This window comes from Avibacterium paragallinarum (assembly GCF_900450705.1).
Classification (GTDB): Bacteria; Pseudomonadota; Gammaproteobacteria; order Enterobacterales; family Pasteurellaceae; genus Avibacterium; species Avibacterium paragallinarum.
The window spans coordinates 1,243,528-1,261,914 of sequence record NZ_UGHK01000002.1 but is presented as its reverse complement, the minus strand read 5'-3'; the positions used below and the strand labels follow the sequence as shown (position 1 = coordinate 1,261,914).

The 18,387-nt window shown below is 37.7% G+C and carries 17 protein-coding genes and 1 pseudogene; 9 read left to right on the top strand and 9 right to left on the bottom strand.

Going from position 1 to position 18,387, the window contains the following annotated elements; all coding sequences use genetic code 11:
• The first annotated feature begins 102 nt into the window (after positions 1–102).
• The 7 genes from cmk (at position 103) to yciH (ending at position 5,547) form a co-directional block, all read left to right on the top strand.
• A complete protein-coding gene (gene cmk / locus DXZ23_RS11000; protein ID WP_017807003.1) occupies positions 103–831 on the top strand; it encodes a (d)CMP kinase in 729 nt (242 codons plus the stop codon).
• A 110-nt stretch (positions 832–941) separates the two neighbouring features.
• Positions 942–2,585 carry a 30S ribosomal protein S1 gene (gene rpsA / locus DXZ23_RS10995; RefSeq protein ID WP_017807002.1) on the top strand — a complete coding sequence of 548 codons (1,644 nt, stop codon included), beginning with the start codon at positions 942–944 and terminating at the stop codon, positions 2,583–2,585.
• Positions 2,586–2,650: 65 nt separating this feature from the next.
• Positions 2,651–2,935, top strand: a complete 285-nt coding sequence (locus DXZ23_RS10990) for an integration host factor subunit beta (RefSeq protein ID WP_017807001.1) — start codon at positions 2,651–2,653, stop codon at positions 2,933–2,935.
• A gap of 89 nt (positions 2,936–3,024) precedes the next feature.
• Positions 3,025–3,315, top strand: a complete 291-nt coding sequence (locus tag DXZ23_RS10985; protein ID WP_017807000.1) for a LapA family protein — start codon at positions 3,025–3,027, stop codon at positions 3,313–3,315.
• Positions 3,308–4,495: a lipopolysaccharide assembly protein LapB gene (gene lapB, locus DXZ23_RS10980; RefSeq protein ID WP_017806999.1), complete on the top strand. Its 1,188-nt coding sequence runs from the start codon at positions 3,308–3,310 to the stop codon at positions 4,493–4,495. Before DXZ23_RS10985 ends, lapB begins: the two co-directional genes overlap by 8 nt.
• Positions 4,496–4,513: 18 nt before the next feature.
• Positions 4,514–5,206 carry an orotidine-5'-phosphate decarboxylase gene (pyrF, locus tag DXZ23_RS10975; RefSeq protein ID WP_017806998.1) on the top strand — a complete coding sequence of 231 codons (693 nt, stop codon included), beginning with the start codon at positions 4,514–4,516 and terminating at the stop codon, positions 5,204–5,206.
• Positions 5,207–5,217: 11 nt separating this feature from the next.
• Complete coding sequence (yciH, locus tag DXZ23_RS10970) at positions 5,218–5,547, top strand: stress response translation initiation inhibitor YciH (RefSeq protein WP_017806997.1); 330 nt, start codon at positions 5,218–5,220, stop codon at positions 5,545–5,547.
• A 137-nt stretch (positions 5,548–5,684) separates the two neighbouring features.
• On the opposite strand, the gene DXZ23_RS10965 is transcribed toward yciH, so the two are convergent.
• The 8 genes from DXZ23_RS10965 to purH all read right to left on the bottom strand — a co-directional run bounded on the left by DXZ23_RS10965 (position 5,685) and on the right by purH (position 15,479).
• The gene (locus tag DXZ23_RS10965; RefSeq protein WP_017806996.1) at positions 5,685–6,632 is read right to left on the bottom strand and encodes a ribose-phosphate pyrophosphokinase; all 948 of its coding nucleotides are present in this window, start codon (positions 6,630–6,632) and stop codon (positions 5,685–5,687) included.
• Positions 6,633–6,691: 59 nt separating this feature from the next.
• Positions 6,692–7,582 carry a 4-(cytidine 5'-diphospho)-2-C-methyl-D-erythritol kinase gene (gene ispE / locus DXZ23_RS10960; RefSeq protein WP_017806995.1) on the bottom strand — a complete coding sequence of 297 codons (891 nt, stop codon included), beginning with the start codon at positions 7,580–7,582 and terminating at the stop codon, positions 6,692–6,694.
• Positions 7,579–8,208, bottom strand: a complete 630-nt coding sequence (gene lolB / locus DXZ23_RS10955) for a lipoprotein insertase outer membrane protein LolB (RefSeq protein ID WP_017806994.1) — start codon at positions 8,206–8,208, stop codon at positions 7,579–7,581. The genes ispE and lolB overlap by 4 nt, the downstream gene beginning before the upstream one ends.
• A 59-nt stretch (positions 8,209–8,267) precedes the next feature.
• Positions 8,268–8,981 carry a two-component system response regulator ArcA gene (arcA, locus tag DXZ23_RS10950; RefSeq protein ID WP_017806993.1) on the bottom strand — a complete coding sequence of 238 codons (714 nt, stop codon included), beginning with the start codon at positions 8,979–8,981 and terminating at the stop codon, positions 8,268–8,270.
• Positions 8,982–9,470: 489 nt separating this feature from the next.
• Positions 9,471–10,736: a serine hydroxymethyltransferase gene (gene glyA / locus DXZ23_RS10945; RefSeq protein WP_017806992.1), complete on the bottom strand. Its 1,266-nt coding sequence runs from the start codon at positions 10,734–10,736 to the stop codon at positions 9,471–9,473.
• A 111-nt stretch (positions 10,737–10,847) separates the two neighbouring features.
• Positions 10,848–12,167 (bottom strand): phosphoribosylamine--glycine ligase, encoded by a 1,320-nt coding sequence (gene purD / locus DXZ23_RS10940; RefSeq protein ID WP_021724596.1) that lies wholly within the window; start codon positions 12,165–12,167, stop codon positions 10,848–10,850.
• Positions 12,168–12,215: 48 nt separating this feature from the next.
• Positions 12,216–13,814 (bottom strand): phosphoethanolamine transferase, encoded by a 1,599-nt coding sequence (locus tag DXZ23_RS10935; protein ID WP_021724595.1) that lies wholly within the window; start codon positions 13,812–13,814, stop codon positions 12,216–12,218.
• Between the two features lie 60 nt (positions 13,815–13,874).
• The gene (purH, locus tag DXZ23_RS10930; protein WP_021724594.1) at positions 13,875–15,479 is read right to left on the bottom strand and encodes a bifunctional phosphoribosylaminoimidazolecarboxamide formyltransferase/IMP cyclohydrolase; all 1,605 of its coding nucleotides are present in this window, start codon (positions 15,477–15,479) and stop codon (positions 13,875–13,877) included.
• A gap of 294 nt (positions 15,480–15,773) precedes the next feature.
• Here purH and DXZ23_RS10925 point away from each other — a divergent pair, with 294 nt between their 5' ends.
• Entirely contained in the window at positions 15,774–16,427 is a 654-nt protein-coding gene (locus tag DXZ23_RS10925; protein WP_021724593.1) for an IS1595 family transposase, read from the top strand.
• Positions 16,428–16,945: 518 nt separating this feature from the next.
• Here the strand turns inward: DXZ23_RS10925 and DXZ23_RS10920 are convergent.
• Positions 16,946–17,353, bottom strand: coding sequence for a DoxX family protein (locus DXZ23_RS10920; RefSeq protein WP_021724592.1), 408 nt, complete (start codon positions 17,351–17,353; stop codon positions 16,946–16,948).
• Positions 17,354–17,871: 518 nt separating this feature from the next.
• On the opposite strand from DXZ23_RS10920, the pseudogene DXZ23_RS10915 reads away from it, so the two are divergent.
• Positions 17,872–18,357 (top strand): annotated as a pseudogene (locus tag DXZ23_RS10915) (IS3 family transposase); the annotation flags it as partial.
• Positions 18,358–18,387: the final 30 nt, after the last annotated feature.

The window sequence follows — 18,387 nt, the reverse complement described above, 5'->3', positions numbered from 1 at the left end:
ACTTTGAAAAGAGAAAAATATCTAAAATGTGATAGCTATCACAAAATGAATATAAAAAATTTGACCGCACTTCAAAATTCATAAGATGAAAATCATCTTATTATGTTTAGAATATGTTATTCTAATAAAAATGATGTGCTGGAAAGAGAATTTAATGTGAAACATACGATTATTACCGTTGATGGACCAAGTGGGGCGGGGAAAGGAACACTATGCTATGCCCTAGCACAAAAGCTAGGCTTTGCCTTGTTAGACAGCGGGGCGATTTATCGTGTTACCGCATTGGCTGCTTTAAAAAAGCAAGCGCCATTAGATGATGAAGTAGCTTTGGCGAATTTGGCAAGTCAATTAAATGTTGCTTTTTTACCTAAAGATAATGAAGTGAAAATTGTTTTAGATAGGGAAGATGTTAGCAGCCAAATCCGCACGCAAGAAGTGGCAGATGCTGCTTCTAAAGTGGCAGTATTCCCGAAAGTTCGTGCTGCATTATTACAATTACAGCAAAGTTTTGCCAATGAAAAAGGGCTTATTGCTGATGGGCGTGATATGGGAACCGTAGTTTTCCCTAATGCACAAGTAAAGTTATTTTTAGATGCTAGCACTGAAGAAAGAGCAAAAAGACGCTATAAACAGTTGCAAACTAAGGGAATTAGTGGTAACTTTGCACAGATTTTAGCCGAGATAGAAGAGCGTGATTTTCGCGATAGAAATCGCCCAATCGCCCCTTTAAAACCTGCTGAGGGCGCGTTGTTGTTAGACAGCACGGAATTAAGTATTGAGGAAGTGATTGCTCAAGCCCTTGATTATATCCACCAAAAGGTTGATTTTTAAGGCTTAAATTATTTTCGTCAGTTTATTCAAGGAAGGATAAACATTTATTATCAGCCCCACTTTTTATGGATATAAAGTGGACGTTATTAACTAAATTTAGAAGATTAATTATGTCAGAATCTTTTGCTCAACTCTTTGAAAAATCATTAAAAGACCTTGAAACTCGTTTAGGTTCAATCGTTAACGGTACTGTTGTTGCTATTGAAAAAGGCTTCGTGTATGTAGATGCAGGTTTAAAATCTGAAGCACGTATCCCAGCTGAAGAATTCCAAAATGCACAAGGTGAATTAGACGTTAAAGTTGGCGACGTGGTAAACGTTGCATTAGACGCTGTTGAAGATGGTTTCGGTGAAACTAAATTATCTCGTGAAAAAGCAGTGCGTCACGAATCTTGGATCGAATTAGAGAAAGCTTACGAAGATCAAGCAACTGTTATCGGTTTAATCAACGGTAAAGTGAAAGGTGGTTTCACAGTTGAGTTAAACGGTGTTCGTGCATTCTTACCTGGTTCATTAGTAGATACTCGCCCTGTACGTGATGCGGATCACTTATTAGGTAAAGAATTAGAATTCAAAGTAATCAAATTAGATCAAAAACGTAACAACGTTGTTGTTTCTCGTCGTGCTGTAATCGAATCAGAAAACAGCCAAGATCGCGAAGAAATTTTAGCTAACCTAGCGGAAGGTAGTGAAGTTAAAGGAACAGTTAAAAACTTAACTGACTACGGTGCGTTCGTTGATTTAGGTGGCGTTGATGGTTTATTACATATCACAGATATGGCTTGGAAACGTGTTAAACACCCAAGCGAAATCGTGAATGTGGGTGATGAAATCACGGTTAAAGTATTAAAATTTGATAAAGATCGCACGCGTGTTTCTTTAGGCTTAAAACAATTAGGTCAAGATCCTTGGGTTGCGATTGCTGAAAATCACCCAGTTGGTAGCAAATTAACAGGTAAAGTAACTAACTTAACTGATTATGGATGTTTCGTTGAAATTTTAGATGGGGTTGAAGGTTTAGTTCACGTTTCTGAAATGGATTGGACAAATAAAAATATTCACCCATCTAAAGTTGTGAGCCTTGGTGATGTTGTTGAAGTGATGGTATTAGAAATTGACGAAGAACGTCGTCGTATTTCTTTAGGTTTAAAACAATGCAAACCTAACCCGTGGTTACAATTTGCTGAAACTCACAATAAAGGTGATAAAGTTACTGGTAAGATCAAGTCAATCACTGATTTCGGTATCTTCATCGGTCTTGAAGGTGGTATTGATGGCTTAGTTCATTTATCTGACATTTCTTGGAATGTACCGAGTGAAGAAGCGGTTCGTAACTACAAAAAAGGTGATGAAGTTTCTGCCATCGTTTTACAAGTTGATTCAGCGAAAGAGCGTATTTCTTTAGGTATTAAACAACTTGAAGATGATCCATTCAATAACTTCATTGCGGCAAACAAAAAAGGAACTATCGTAACGGCTAAAGTTGTTGAAGCTGATGCAAAAGGTGCAAAAGTTGAGTTAGATGGCGGAGTTGAAGGTTATATCCGTGCAGCAGACTTAACAAGCGAAGTTGCAGTAGGCGATGTTGTTGAAGCGAAATACACAGGAGTGGATCGTAAAGCACGTCTTGTTCACTTATCTGTGAAAGCGAAAGATCAAGCCGAAGAAGCAGCTGCAGTTGCAAGCGTGAATAAAGAAGAAATTGTTATTCCAAATGCAATGGCTGAAGCTTTCAAAGCAGCAAAAGGTGAATAATTTACATTCCCTGTAAAAGATTGGCTTAGTAATTACGCCAATTTGCTGATGTTAGGAGAATATTTATGACTAAGTCAGAACTTATTGAACTTATAGTTCAAAATAACCCCTCTCTTCCTTTGAAAAAGGTAGAAAGTGCAGTGAGAGAAATTCTTGAACAAGTTGCACAAACATTAGAAAGAGGGGAACGCGTGGAAGTACGAGGATTTGGAAGTTTTTCATTACATTTCCGTCAGCCACGTATTGGACGCAATCCTAAAACAGGAGCTAGAGTTGAATTAGAGGCGAAATCAGTTCCTCATTTTAAAGCTGGTAAAGATTTAAGAATGCGTGTTGATATTCAGGTATAATATACTCAACTAATTGAACGGCACTCTTTGGTGTCGTTTTTTATATTTATTTGTAACATAATAGTGAAAAGGATTTTTAGGTGGTTCCTATGATTAAATATGTTTTAGGTTTCATTATTTTACTTGCTGTTATTCTGGTTGGGATTACTGTAGGTGCTAATAACGATCAAATTATAACGTTCAATTATATTTTTGCACAAAATGAGATTCAGCTTTCTACATTGGTTGCAATTTTGTTTGGTTTTGGATTTATTTTGGGGTGGATAGTGACTGGTTTCTTTTATTTGAAGCTGAAGTTAAAAAATATGTCTTTATCGCGTAAAATTAAGCGTCAATCATTACAAATTACTGAATTAACCACAAAGGATAATAATGCTTGAACTGCTCTTTCTCTTACTTCCTGTGGCGGCAGCTTACGGATGGTATATGGGATATCGAAGTGCAAAGAAAGAGCAGGAAGATATTAGTAATAGGCTCTCCCGTGACTATGTTACTGGCGTTAATTTATTGCTGTCTAACCAACAAGATAAGGCAGTGGATTTATTTTTAGATATATTACAAAAGCAGGAACAAGAGAATGAAATTGAAAAAGGTTCACAATTTGAGGCTGAACTTACGCTAGGAAATTTATTTCGTTCACGTGGAGAGGTAGATAGAGCATTGAGAATTCATCAAGCTCTTGAACGCAGTCCTAATTACAGCTTTGAGCAAAAGTTATTAGCAAGACAGCAGCTAGCAAAAGATTTTATGATGGTTGGATTTTTTGATCGTGCTGAAAGTTTATATATTACTTTAGTTGATGAGCCAGAATTTGCAGAGAATGCCTTAAACCAGCTTATGCTCATATATCAAACAATGAAAGACTGGCTAAAAGCGATTAATGTGGCAGAAAAACTTGCAAAGATATCAGATGTTCATAATAGTATTGTGCTTGCACACTATTATTGTGAATATGCAGAAAATGTTGCAAATAATAATATTGATGTTCTACCATTTTTACAACAGGCACTTAAAGCTAATCCTAAAAGTATTCGAGCTTCCTTACTGTTAGCTGAATATCATATGTTACACTTAGATTATCAAAGTGCGGTCGAAAATTTAGAAAAAATTTTGGACCAAAATGCAGATTATATTGGCGAGGCATTGCCTATTTTAAAGTATTGCTATCAAGAATTAAGACAGCCTGATGACTATGAACTATTTCTCATTAAGGCAAGCAGAATATGTAAAAATAGTGCTGTGGATCTTGCCCTTTCAGATTTTATTGCTGAAAAAGAAGGGAGTTTTGTCGCACAGACTAAACTCTATCAATATCTTACGCAAAATCCAACTACGATAATGTTTCATCGTTTTATTCAATATCAAATTGATATTGCTGAAAATGGGAAAGCAAAGGATAGTTTAATTTTATTGCATAAGATCGTTGGAGAGCGAATTAAACAGGGATTTGATTATCGTTGTACCAATTGTGGCTACCAAACACACAAGCTTATTTGGTGTTGTCCATCTTGCAGACAATGGGAAAGCATTAAACCTACCAAAGATATAGAATACCGTTAACTTAATTAAGGAAAAAATATGGCTAGTAAAGTTATTGTTGCATTGGATTATGAAAAAGAATCACAAGCTTTGTCTTTAGTTGATCAGCTCGATCCCAGCTTATGTCGGCTTAAAGTAGGGAAAGAAATGTTTACAACATTAGGGACTAACTTTGTCAAGCAGTTGCATAGCCGAAATTTTGATGTATTTCTTGATCTAAAATTTCATGATATTCCAAATACTGTAGCCAGAGCTGTTCGTTCCGCAGCTGATTTGGGGGTTTGGATGGTTGATTTGCATGCTAGTGGTGGGCTAAGAATGATGGAAGAGGCCAAAAATATTCTTGAGCCTTATGGTAAAGAGGCTCCACTATTAATTGGTGTTACTGTATTAACTAGTATGGAAGATCTAGATTTATTACAAATTGGTATTAATGCATCACCTATGGAACAGGTAATCCGTCTTGCTCATTTAACACAGCGTGCAGGGCTTGATGGCGTTGTATGTTCTCCACAAGAAGTAGAAATTTTACGTGAACATTGTGGGAAAGAATTTAAATTAATTACACCAGGAATTAGACCAATTGGAGCTGACTTTGGCGATCAACGAAGGGTGATGACTCCTGCAGCTGCTATTCAAGCTGGCTCAGATTATCTTGTTATTGGTCGTCCTATTACTCAGGCTGAGAATCCGGCTGAAATGTTGCGTTCTATTAACTCTTCTATCGAGTAATAATAATGATGATGGAAGAAACGTTAGTTTATTCGACAGAAATCGGTCGGATAGAAAAGGAAAAAAAGCAGAAAAAACAACCTATTTCTTTTTCTTATGGAGATGGCATTATTCGTATTGAACGCCAGGTAAGTGGGCGTAAGGGGAGTGCGGTTAGTGTTATCAAAGGGCTTAATTTGCCTTATGATGAAATGAAGGCACTAACCACGGAATTAAAGAAACGTTGTGGCTGCGGAGGCTCAATCAAAAATGGTATGATTGAAATTCAAGGTGATAAACGAGATTTACTGAAACAACTTTTAGAGGAAAAAAATTTTAGCGTAAAGTTAGCTGGTGGATAGATTCATTATTGAGTATATGGGGTTATCTCATTTTGAATTTTGTTGGCTATCCTCGAAAGTTTACTAGACGATAAGATGTAGAAATTATATTTTATGTTAATAAAAAAAGGCTAATTGATTAAATTAGCCTTTTTATCTTAGTTAAACATAGCTGAAATGGATTCTTCGTTGCTAATACGGCGGATTGCTTCAGCAAGCATACCAGAAAGGGTAAGAACGCGAACTTTCCCTAATGCTTTAATTTCAGGAGAAAGAGGGATGGTATCTGTTACTACAATTTCATCAAGGGCATCACTAGCGATATTTTTTGCAGCAGCCCCTGAGAATACAGCGTGAGTTGCATAAGCGAAAACACGTTTTGCTCCCCTTTCTTTAAGAGCTTCAGCAGCCTTGCATAATGTTCCGCCAGTATCAATCATATCATCTACTAATATACAATCCCGTTCGGAAACGTCACCAATGATATGCATAACTTGTGACACATTCGCTTTCGGACGACGTTTATCAATAATCGCCATATCTGTATCGTTCAAGAGTTTTGCAACGGCACGAGCTCGTACAACCCCACCAATATCTGGTGATACGACAATAGGGTTTTCAAGATCAGTTTTTTTCAAGATATCATGAATTAATACAGGCGAGCCAAATACATTATCAACGGGGACATCAAAGAATCCCTGAATTTGTTCGGCATGAAGATCACAGGTTAAAACACGATCAACACCGACACTAGATAAAAAGTCAGCAACAACTTTGGCAGTGATAGGTACACGAGCAGAACGAACGCGACGATCTTGTCTAGCATAGCCAAAATAAGGAATTACTGCAGTGATGCGACCAGCAGAAGCACGGCGTAGAGCGTCTACCATCACAATTAATTCCATTAGGTTATCGTTTGTTGGAGCACAAGTAGATTGAATAATAAAAACATCGCTCCCCCGTACGTTTTCATTGATCTGAACTTGGATTTCTCCGTCACTGAATCTGCCTACAGTCGCATCTCCTAAAGATGTATATAAGCGTTCAGAAATTCGTTTTGCTAGCTCTGGCGTCGCATTACCAGTGAAAAGTTTGATATCGGGCATTTTAGAATTAACCTCAGAATTTTAGATGGAAGAATGTGTATAACATCGTGATTTTATTTTTATAAGTCCTTTATCATTTTATGTAATGGTGAAAGATTTATACCTTGTGCAACAAAACCAAAACAGTTTTTGGGTTTATTTAGAAAGACTGAATGAGCGGATCCTGAGTCGTCAAATTCAGCGAAAACACAGGCTCCAGTTCCAGTTAACCTTGCGGGTGCATATTGTAGCAACCACTTTAGTAGTTCTTCAACCTCTGGATAATGATCTCGAACAATTTTTTCACAATCATTTGTATAATTTTCAGTTAAGAGTTGTTGTAATGTTTTTTTAGGTGTATTACGAGGTAAATTAGGATCCTGAAAAATTGTTTGGGTTGAAATAGAAATATTAGGATTTAGTACGACATACCATTTTTCTTGGGGGTTACAATACTGAATTTTTTCTCCTATCCCTTCGGCAAAAGCCGCTTTTCCATGAATAAAAATTGGAACGTCAGCACCTAATTGTAGTCCTAGTTCAGCTAATTCATTTAGCGAGCATTGCGTGTTCCATAAGGCATTTAAGGCAACAAGAGTAGTTGCAGCATTAGATGAACCTCCACCTATACCGCCACCCATTGGCAAAATCTTATCTAAATAGATATTCGCACCTAAATGGCAATGAGTATATTGTTGTAATAACTTAGCCGCTCGGAAAACAAGATTATCTGTAACATTTATTTTAGAAAATGCAGGGGAAAGAATAATTTGGGGATCTTGCCTAATCTCAATTTCTAGCCAATCACCAAAATCAAGAAACTGGAATAGAGTTTGTAATTCGTGATAACCATTTTCCAATTGCCCATTTATATAGAGAAATAAGTTCAGTTTTGCGGGACTAGGAAAACGATATTTGCCATCTGTTATATGCGTATTCAACGGTGTAGAGGAAAAATGATAGTTTTTCATTGGTATTTCCAGTTATTCACTCTAATTTTTAAGGTTTGATCCGTATTTTTTAATAAAATATCTTGAGGTAGAGGAATAGGACTATTATGGTAATTTAAGTAATCTACAGTCCATTCATCGGAATAAATAGTGTAAGTGAAACTGGCCAGTAAATGATTTTCCCCGACTTGATAGTCAAGTTGAGCATTTGGATCACCCTTTAACCAAATAGCTAGTTGATCAATAGGAATCATTATGCCTAGTGTTTCTTCTAGAAGATGTTGTGCGTTACTATTGTTATAGGATTTCCCTTTTTCATCAGTAATAATAAACTCCCCATTCTTCTTTTCTAGAATAAATAAGGAGCGACTTAAAATTGAGGAAAGGGTGAGTGTATATTCGTTAGGAGAATGATATTGCCAATCAAATGTAACGGAGGCTCTTTGTTTTCTATCAAGATAGCCAATTTGCCCTTGGATATGATAGGATTTTATTTGTTTTATTTGAGCTAAATGTATTTGCCACTTAGGATCAGTTTTATCAAGATAATGAATATGCGTAGGGCGAACATTATCAACGCTGAGCATACAGCCTGTAAGAACTAGGCTGAATATTAAAAAAATAAAAAAACGATTAAAAATGAGCATTAAAATTTACTAACGATTGAAGAATAAAAAATACAAAAAAACTGACCGCACTTAATTTTCTAGTTTTCTATATTCCCACAGAAACGATAGCCTTCCCCGTGAATTGTTGAAATAAGTTCAGGTGTATTCGGATGATCCTCAAAATGTTTGCGAATTCGGCGAATAGTTACATCGACAGTTCTGTCTTGAGGTTTCAATTCCCGTCCAGTCATTTTCTTCAATAATTCTTCGCGAGATTGGATTTTTCCTGGATTTTCGCAAAATTGCAACATTGCACGAAATTCGCTACGCGGAAGTTTATAACTTTCACCTTCGGGATTGATAAGTGTTCGACTATTAAGATCTAACGTCCACCCATTAAACCGATATTGCTCAATTTGCTGTTTCGGTGATTTTTTATTTTCAGACATTGTTCGTTGGAGTAGGTTTCTTGCTCTGATCGTTAGCTCTCTAGGGTTAAATGGCTTAGTAATATAATCATCAGCACCAATTTCTAGCCCTAAGATTTTATCTACTTCATTATCACGCCCAGTCAAAAACATTAGTGCTGTATTTGTTGTTTCTCGCAGTTCTCGAGCAAGCATTAAACCATTTTTCCCAGGCAAATTAATATCCATAATGACAAGATTTATTTCTCTGCTTGAAAGGATCTTATGCATTTGGCCACCATCATTTGCTTCAAATACATTATATCCTTCTGCCTCAAAAATAGTTTTCAGCGTATTTCTTGTAATCGCTTCATCTTCAACGATTAGAATTTGCGGCGTAATCATATTAATGCTTTTTTCCTACAGTCGTGTCGATTTAAAAATTGTCAGGTATTTTATGCGGGTAATTGTATAATTGCAACATTATTGTAACAAGCATAAAAGAGCAAGAAGTGATGAATCATTTATATTTTATGATCTAAATCATATTATAGGCATTGAATTTGAAACTAATTGGTTTTAGAAGGATTATCCATATAGCTTGCCGTTTATTACAGTCATTATTTTGAATATCAGCTTTTATTGAGAAATCGGAGATAAAATTAAGTGCGGTCGTTTTACAGAGGTATTTTAACAAGAAACAGAATAGGAGAGGGGGTTAAGTTTGGTGTAAGGCAATGTTGTAAGCTAAAGGCAACATATAGGTAAACTCCCTTTACTTTCCTACAGAAACATTCCGTATTAACGTAATATACATTTCATCAAATGGCGATGCGTCAGAAAAATAGGCTAAATAACAATACTTAACTTAGCCTATTTTATTCTTAATTAAAATTATGCGGGATAAACTGGCAAACGCTTACAAATTTCAAGCACTTTTTCTTTTGTGGCAGCAATAACTTCAGCTTCGTTTTCTTTGCCTACAGCGTCAAGCACATCACACATCCAGCCAGCGAGTTCTTTTACTTCCGCTTCTTTGAAGCCTCGGCGGGTTACTGATGGTGTTCCTACACGAATGCCCGAAGTGATAAACGGTTTTTGTGGGTCATTCGGCACCGCGTTTTTATTCACTGTAATATTGGCTTTGCCTAATGCGGCATCGGCTGCTTTCCCCGTTAAACCGTGGCTGACTAAATCCACAAGGAATAAATGGTTTTCTGTGCCATTGGATACCACGTTATAACCACGCTGTTTAAACACTTCCACCATTGCTTTAGCATTTTTCACTACTTGTTGTTGATAAGCTTTAAATTCTGGCTCAAGGGCTTCTTTAAAACATACCGCTTTAGCAGCAATAACGTGAACCAACGGACCACCTTGACCAGCTGGGAATACCGCACTGTTTAATTTTTTATAAAGATCTTCATCGCCACCTTTGGCTAAAATTAAGCCACCACGCGGACCGCCAAGGGTTTTGTGAGTTGTTGTGGTAACAACGTGAGCGTGTGGTAATGGGTTAGGGTAAACACCTGCTGCGATAAGCCCTGCAACGTGAGCCATATCCACAAATAAATATGCCCCCACTTCATCAGCGATTTCGTGCATTTTCGCCCAATCCACCACTTGCGAATAAGCTGAGAAACCGCCCACGATCATTTTTGGTTTCACGCGTAAGGCTTGTTCACGCAAGGCATCGTAATCGATTACGCCTTCATCGGTAATGCCATATTGTTCAGCGTGATAAATTTTACCCGAGAAGCTCACTGACGCACCGTGCGTTAAATGCCCGCCGTGTGCCAAACTCATTCCTAAAATGGTATCGCCTGGGTTTAACAATGCCATATACACTGCCGCATTCGCTTGTGAACCTGAGTGTGGCTGCACGTTGGCATAATCTGCACCAAACAATTCTTTAGCACGGTCGATCGCTAATTGCTCAACAATATCCGCATACTCACAGCCGCCATAATAGCGTTTACCCGGATAGCCTTCGGCATATTTGTTGGTAAATTGCGAACCTTGTGCTTCCATCACACGCGGGCTGGCATAGTTTTCTGATGCGATTAATTCGATATGTTCTTCCTGACGGCGGTTTTCGTCTAAAATGGCTTGCCATAATACGGGATCGTAATCAGCGATGTTCATACTTCTTTTTAACATTGTGTTTGTCCTCTTTTGTGTAGAAAAATAGATAAGATTATCTTGTTAAAGTGCATTTTTTAATAGCAATACAATTTATAATTTCTCATCTTATAGATGAATTTTTTTCATCTAGCTTGTTTTTTCCCGCTCCACCGCTCGCCAGCCAATATCACGGCGAAAAAAGCGACCTTGCCATTGAATTTGTTCCGCAAGGGCTAAGGCTTTTTGTTGGGCTTCTAAGACGGAATCGCCGAGTGCGGTGGCACAAAGCACCCGTCCGCCGTTGGTGAGCAATTTACCGTTTGCTTCGCTCACGCCAGCTAAAAACACCTTTTCATCTAACCGCACTTTTTCGCTCAGTCCGTGAATTTCATCGCCTTTGCGATAATCCGCTGGATAGCCCTCCGCCGCTAGCACAATGCCTAACGCGGCTTGCGGTTTCCATTGTGATTTAACTTGATCCAGCTTCCCTTCGCAGGCTTTTAAACAAAGCTCGACAAGATCAGAATCCAAACGCATCATAATCGGCTGGGTTTCAGGATCGCCAAAACGGCAGTTAAATTCGATCACTTTAGGTTGCCCGTTTTTATCAATCATCAACCCTGCGTACAAAAAGCCTTTGTAGTGATTGCCTTCCGCTGCCATTCCTCGCACGGTTGGGTAAATAATTTGTTCCATTACTCGCTGATGAATTTCAGGTGTAACCACAGGAGCAGGAGAATACGCCCCCATTCCGCCTGTGTTCAAACCTTTATCGCCCTCCCCCACACGCTTGTGATCTTGGCTGGTTGCCATTGGCTCAACATTTTTACCGTCCACCATCACGATAAAACTGGCTTCTTCGCCATCTAAAAATTCTTCAATTACGACACGGCTTCCTGCATCACCAAAGGCGTTACCTGAAAGCATATCTTTAATGGCTTCCTCTGCTTCCGCTAACGTCATCGCCACAATCACGCCTTTCCCCGCGGCTAATCCGTCCGCTTTGATGACAATCGGCGCACCTTTTTGACGCACATAAGCAAGTGCTGGCTCAACTTCTGTGAAGTTTTGATATTCCGCCGTTGGGATTTGATGACGGGCTAAGAAATCTTTAGTAAAGGCTTTTGAACCCTCAAGTTGTGCAGCGGCTTGCGTTGGGCCAAAAATGGTTAGCCCTGCCTGTTCAAAAGCATCCACCACGCCAGCCACCAATGGAGCTTCAGGGCCGACAATAGTTAAGCCCACTTGATTATCCTGAGCGAATTTCACGAGTGCGGGAATGTCTGTGGCAGAAATGTTCACATTTTGCACCGCACTTTTCTCAGTGTCATTTTTCTCTGAGCCATTTTCTCTCGCCGTCCCCGCATTACCCGGTGCAACAAAAATATTGCTCGCCAACGGCGATTGTGCCGCTTTCCAAGCCAAGGCGTGTTCACGCCCTCCGTTTCCAATAATTAAAATATTCATAATAATTAACCTTTTATTTTTAAAATACTCATTACACAAAGTTTATTTTCAATTAGGATTAATAAATACAGGAGGAGCAGGATAAGAAACTTTTAGATATCCCATATCTCCAGTAATAAAACCAGAATTAATAATGCCATTTTTACAATCTGAGATAGGCATATTAAATCCCATCGTATTAATAATAAAGGTTGCTATTTGTTGATGAAATAAACGGTTACACTGCTTGAATTTCTGTATAGTGTTATTAAAAATATGTTCTGGAGCATAAATAAATACAGGGACTAGATATTGAGATTCATCCATTGTGCCTTGATTATAAAAATTGCTTGTAACATGCTGTCCGTGATCTGAAGTATAAATTAATAAATAATCTTCTTTATTACGAGCTTTTAAATAATCATAAACTTTTTTAATTAATTGATCTGTATTATAAATGGTACTATCGTAGTTATCTAAAGGTGTATTTTCTTTAAAGACTTTTTCATCTTCTGATAAATATTCGCCATAAACACCATGCGAGCCTCGTTGATGTAATACGATAAAATGTTTTCCTTGATCTAAATTTATTTTTTCAAATAGCGGAAATAAATAGTGATCATTCATTCCTAGGCTACTATTGTGGTGTAAATCTGTAGGTGTAAATTGATGATCCATCCAAGATTTCCCCATTAAACTCATAATCATCATTTGTTTCTCGGGTTGAGCCGTGTAGAAATAGGTTTCAAATCCTTGTAGTTTTGCTAAATGGAAAAAATTAGTATCACCTTTGATGATTTGAGTTAAGCCATTAGGGTAAGGAATTGCACTAAAAAATGCAGGTACAGAAATGGCGGTCATTAAACCTGCACTATAGGCTTCTTTTAGTAAAACCTCATCATTATCTTTATTATTTTTAGCGAGTTGTGTTAAAAACGGCATTGTTTCTCGTTTATAACCAAAATAATTTACGTGTGTTGCGGATAGACTTTTGCCCATTATTAAAATAATGTTTTTTACTTTAGGTTCAGAAACTATATCGGGTATAGGGTGAGAATAATTTTCTACTTTACTTAAATGTAATAAATTATAAGGAATGACTTTTCCAATAAATACACTAAAGGTATAAAAGTTACTTTTTATTCTAGAGTAAGATAAATTTGAAGTTATTCCAAATTCTTGTGTAGAATAAAAAGAACGAATAAACATATAAATAAAAATAAGATAAAAAAGGAGATCTATTGATAGGTATTTTTTGGATTTTCTATGAGGTATGAAGAATAAGATAGAAGCAAATACAAAAGTTTCTAGCAGAGAATAAAGAAAAGGAGGAATTACTTTGTCTAACATTGAGACGCCATTATGAAAAACCTCCTGAAATTCCTCAAAAAAGAGATAATAATTCGTTGCATTAATCCAATTTTGATAAACCTCATAATGAACCGAGTTCACAATTTGGCTTAACCCAAAGAAAAATACAAGACAAAACCGAGTAAATCGGCATTTTGAAAAATATAAGAAAACAATAAATGCAAGATTTATCCAAAATGTTTTAATATATTGTTCTAAAGGTCTTATACCAAATAAGTAACGATACCCTATTTCACTTAAAACAAAAAAGAGAGGGTAAAGTATGAAAATTAAAATGTTTCTTAAATAAATATTCATTGTAATACGAGTAACTTTTCCTAAGATAGAATGAGCAGTCGATTATAATAGAAACATCTATTAATGTCTAAAATGACGCATTCCCGTTAGCACCATTACCATATTATGTTCATCTGCGGCATCGATCACTTCTTGATCTCGCATTGAACCACCAGGGTGGATCACACATTCAATGCCGACTTTGGCAGCAGCATCAATGCCATCGCGGAATGGGAAAAAGGCATCGGACGCCATTACGCACCCTTTCACTTCCAGCCCCTCATCTTGGGCCTTAATCCCCGCAATTTTGGCAGAATAAACACGGCTCATTTGCCCTGCACCAATGCCGATAGTTTGATTATCTTTGGCATACACAATAGCGTTGGATTTCACAAATTTCGCCACTTTCCAGCAGAAAAGCAAATCTTGCAGTTCTTTTTCCGTTGGCTTGCGTTTGCTCACCACTTGTAAATCAGCAAGATCGACCATTCCTAAATCCGTTTCTTGCACTAATAGCCCGCCATTCACCCGTTTGAAATCAAGGCGTTGTTGCGGTTGGTTATACCATTCACCACATTCTAAAACACGCACATTTTTCTTCGCGTTCAACACCGCTCTCGCCGCTTCTTGCACCACTGGAGCGATAATCACCTCAACGAATTGACGCTCAATAATTGCCTGTGCTGTTGCCTTATCTAAAGGACGGTTAAAAGCAATAATACCGCCAAATGCAGAAGTTGGATCGGTTTGATAGGCACGGTTATAGGCTTCTAAAATATCCTCACCCAATGCCACACCACAAGGGTTTGCGTGTTTCACAATCACGCAAGCGGGTTCGGCAAAACTTTTGACGCACTCCAACGCCGCATCGGTATCGGCAATATTATTGTAAGAAAGGGCTTTGCCTTGTAGTTGGGTGGCGGTGGAAACGCTGGCTTCTTTTTGTTCTTTTTCTACATAAAACGCCGCATTTTGGTGTCCATTTTCACCGTAACGCATTGTTTGTTTACGGATAAAATTCAAATTCAAGGTGCGAGGAAATTGCCCGCAAACCGCTTCACGCTCGTCATCATCAGCGGCAAAATAAGGTTTCACTAATTTGCCAAAATAGTTTGCGATCATCGCATCATATTGTGCGGTATGTTCAAAAGCTTTGATGGCTAAATCAAAACGTGTTTCTAGGGTTAAGCCATTTTGATTTTGATCCATTTCTGCCAAAATCGCGGAAAAATCCTGATTATTCACCACAATCGCCACATCTTTATGATTTTTCGCTGCTGATCGCACCATTGTTGGCCCACCAATATCAATATTTTCTACCGCATCGGCAAGGGAACAATCTGGTTTGGCGACGGTTTGAGCGAAAGGATAAAGGTTCACCACCACCATATCGATCGGCTCAATTTGATGTGTTGCCATTACCTCATCGTCCACACCACGACGCCCTAAAATTCCCCCGTGTATTTTTGGGTGAAGGGTTTTCACACGCCCGTCCATCATCTCAGGGAAGCCCGTGTAATCTGAAACTTCCGTAACAGGCAACCCATTTTCCAGCAATAATTTTGCCGTGCCGCCGGTGGAAAGCAGTTTTACTCCACGTTGCACTAAACCTTGAGCAAATTCCACGATACCTGTTTTATCAGAAACGCTAAGTAAAGCCTGACGAATTGGGCGATTTGATTGCATTGAACTGTCCTTTAATTAAATGAAATGAAAAAACGCCCGCATTATAACGCAAACGTTTGCTTTTATATAGTAAGAGCAGAGAGAAATTTATTTTTTTGCTAAAAAAATCATCAGAAGGAAAATTTATGGTTTTCATAAAACAAAATGATTTAGTCGATCGTAGGGGGGGAATACGCGTCAGTGCTGGATTTTTTTACTTATAAAACACCGCACTTTTGTTCTGTCATTTTTTTAATATTTGGGCTGATAACTTTTGGGGCTGTAGTAGATTAGTAACAATGCTATACTACAAAAATGAAGATAACATATTGTAAATTAAAGAAATCCATACAGAAAAAACTGCTTGAGTTTTTTGTCGCAGAAGTTACTGCAAGAACAGCAGCAAATTTGCTAGATATTCAACCGAATACAGCCGCTTTGTTCTACCATAAAATCAGGCTTGTGATTGGCTATCATTTATCCCTTGAAGTTAACGAGATTTTTGAGGGGGAAATTGAACTAGACGAAAGCTATTTTGGTGGTCATCGAAAGGGAAAACGAGGACGAGGAGCGGCTGGAAAAGTTGCTGTTTTTGGGTTACTAAAACGACAAGGAAAGGTATTTACTGTTGTGGTTGAAAACACCAAGAGTGAAACATTACTCCCTGTTATTAAAAGAAAAATCAAGCCTGATAGCTGGGTTTATACGGACACTTATCGCAGTTATGATGCGCTTGATGTGAGTGAATTTCACCACGAACGAATCAATCATTCCGAGCTATTTGCGGTGAAACAAAATCATATTAATGGCATTGAAAATTTTTGGAATCAGGCGAAGCGGATACTGCGAAAATATAATGGAATTAACCGAAAAAACTTTCCTTTATTCTTGAAGGAATGTGAATTTCGGTTTAACTTTGGGACACCAAAAGAGCAGTTAAAAATATTGCGAAAATGGTGTGAAATTTAGGGCTAATCTACTACAGCCCCTAACTTTTTTCTTTGATAAATTTAACGGTTTTGCTGTTAGCGACTTCTTTTCTGTTTATCCTCCCGTAGGGGCGTATCGCATACGCCCCAGTGATGAATTTTTACGATTTTTGCTTGCTGAATATTGAACTTTTGTTTTTTATTTTTTTTGATATTTGGGCGAATTACTTTTTTCTTTGATAGCTATAACGGGTTTCGCTCGTTGAGCGACTTACTTTCTTTTGCGTTCCCAAAAGAAAGTAAGCAAAGAAAAGGGAACCCGACTAAATTGCTGTTCCTCATTCCAATAAAATTTTCTTCACGAAAAGTAAGCCTGATGTTCGCTTCGCTCTCGCTCGGCGTTACTTTTCTTAAAATTTTATTTCCATTCGGGCAATTTACACGGGAAAGGGCGATTTTTAAAAGTGCGGTGGTTTTTTGAGGGTGTTTTTGTGCTATTTTTTGATAATAAAAAAGGGCGGTTATTCCGCCCCGAAAAAGATACTTGCTTGTGAATACTTATGCTTTTTTGCAGATTTTGCTGTCTAGCGAGAATGCACCTGCACCAAGGAAAACAAAGTTTAAGAAAACAAGGGAATATAACGCCACAAGTTCGCCTTTGTTTACGATTGGTAACAATACATTATCTAAAGACGCGTGAATTTGGAAATACGCCACAGCCATCATACCTGACAATAAAAAGGCGACTGGGCGGGTGAATAGCCCTAGGATAAACAAGGTTCCACCAACGATTTCTAATACACCGCCAACACCCATCATTGAGAACAGTTCCACAGCCCCATTTCCACCTGTCATTGATACAGGAAATTCAAAGAATTTTGCCGTTCCGTGAAGTAAGAACATATAGCCTGCGATAATGCGTAATAATCCGAGGGCGTAAGGTTGTATTTTTGTGAAGATATTCATATTTTTTCCTTAAATAAAACGGGGCGTATTATAAGGGAATTATTGTTTTTAAACAATTCAAAATAAGGAAATTAAGTTTTTACGGTTAAGAAAAAGTGATAAAAAAACACCGCACTTATTTTAACTGTAGGTATTGCATTTTTAATAATACAAATTTTTCTTGAAATGATGAAATAACCAATCAAATTAGTCGGATATGAGTGGAGAAACTTAAAGAAAATGATTAAATTATGCTCACTCATTAGACCAGCAAGGGAATTAAAATAGTGTTTTTAATTGCATTTAGTTATTAAGTGTTAGAAATTACATATTGCATCAATAAATGAGGTGTTTTTATTTGTAATCTCTAATTAATTAGAGTAGTATTGAGCGGAATCTTATCTTTACTAAATTAATGGTATCACCTCTCAGAGAGGGAGAAGCAAATTCCCCCCCTAGAAATACCTAATAAGAGTTACATTAAGGGGGTATTACAAAAGTAATTTATCGATAATGATTAACGCTCATTATTATTAATAAAGAAGTGGGTAACGGATATCACCGAGTTCAAATGTGCGGAAGGCAAAGTGTATTTATCGCCGATTAAAGACTTGTTTAATAACGAAATTATTGCTTATGATGTGGCGAGAAGTCCGAGTTTTGAGCAGATAACCAGAATGCTGACCCAGGCGGTGAACCGATTAGCGGGGGAAAAACCGATACTGCATTCCGACCAAGGATGGCAGTATCAAATGATGGGTTATCGGGAGATATTGAAAAAACACGGTATTACGCAAAGTATGTCGAGAAAAGGCAATTGCCTTGATAATGGTGCGATGGAAAGCTTTTTCGGGCGATTGAAGACGGAATGTTACTTTGGCAAGCGGTTTGAAACCTTTGAACAGCTTGAAAAAGTGATTCACGAGTACATTCATTACTACAACAATGAGCGTATTCAAGTGAAGCTCAAAGGACTAAGCCCTGTGGAATACAGAACTCAGTCCTTGAATGAAATTAGAATATAGTCTAACTTTTTGGGGCAGATCAACACTCAT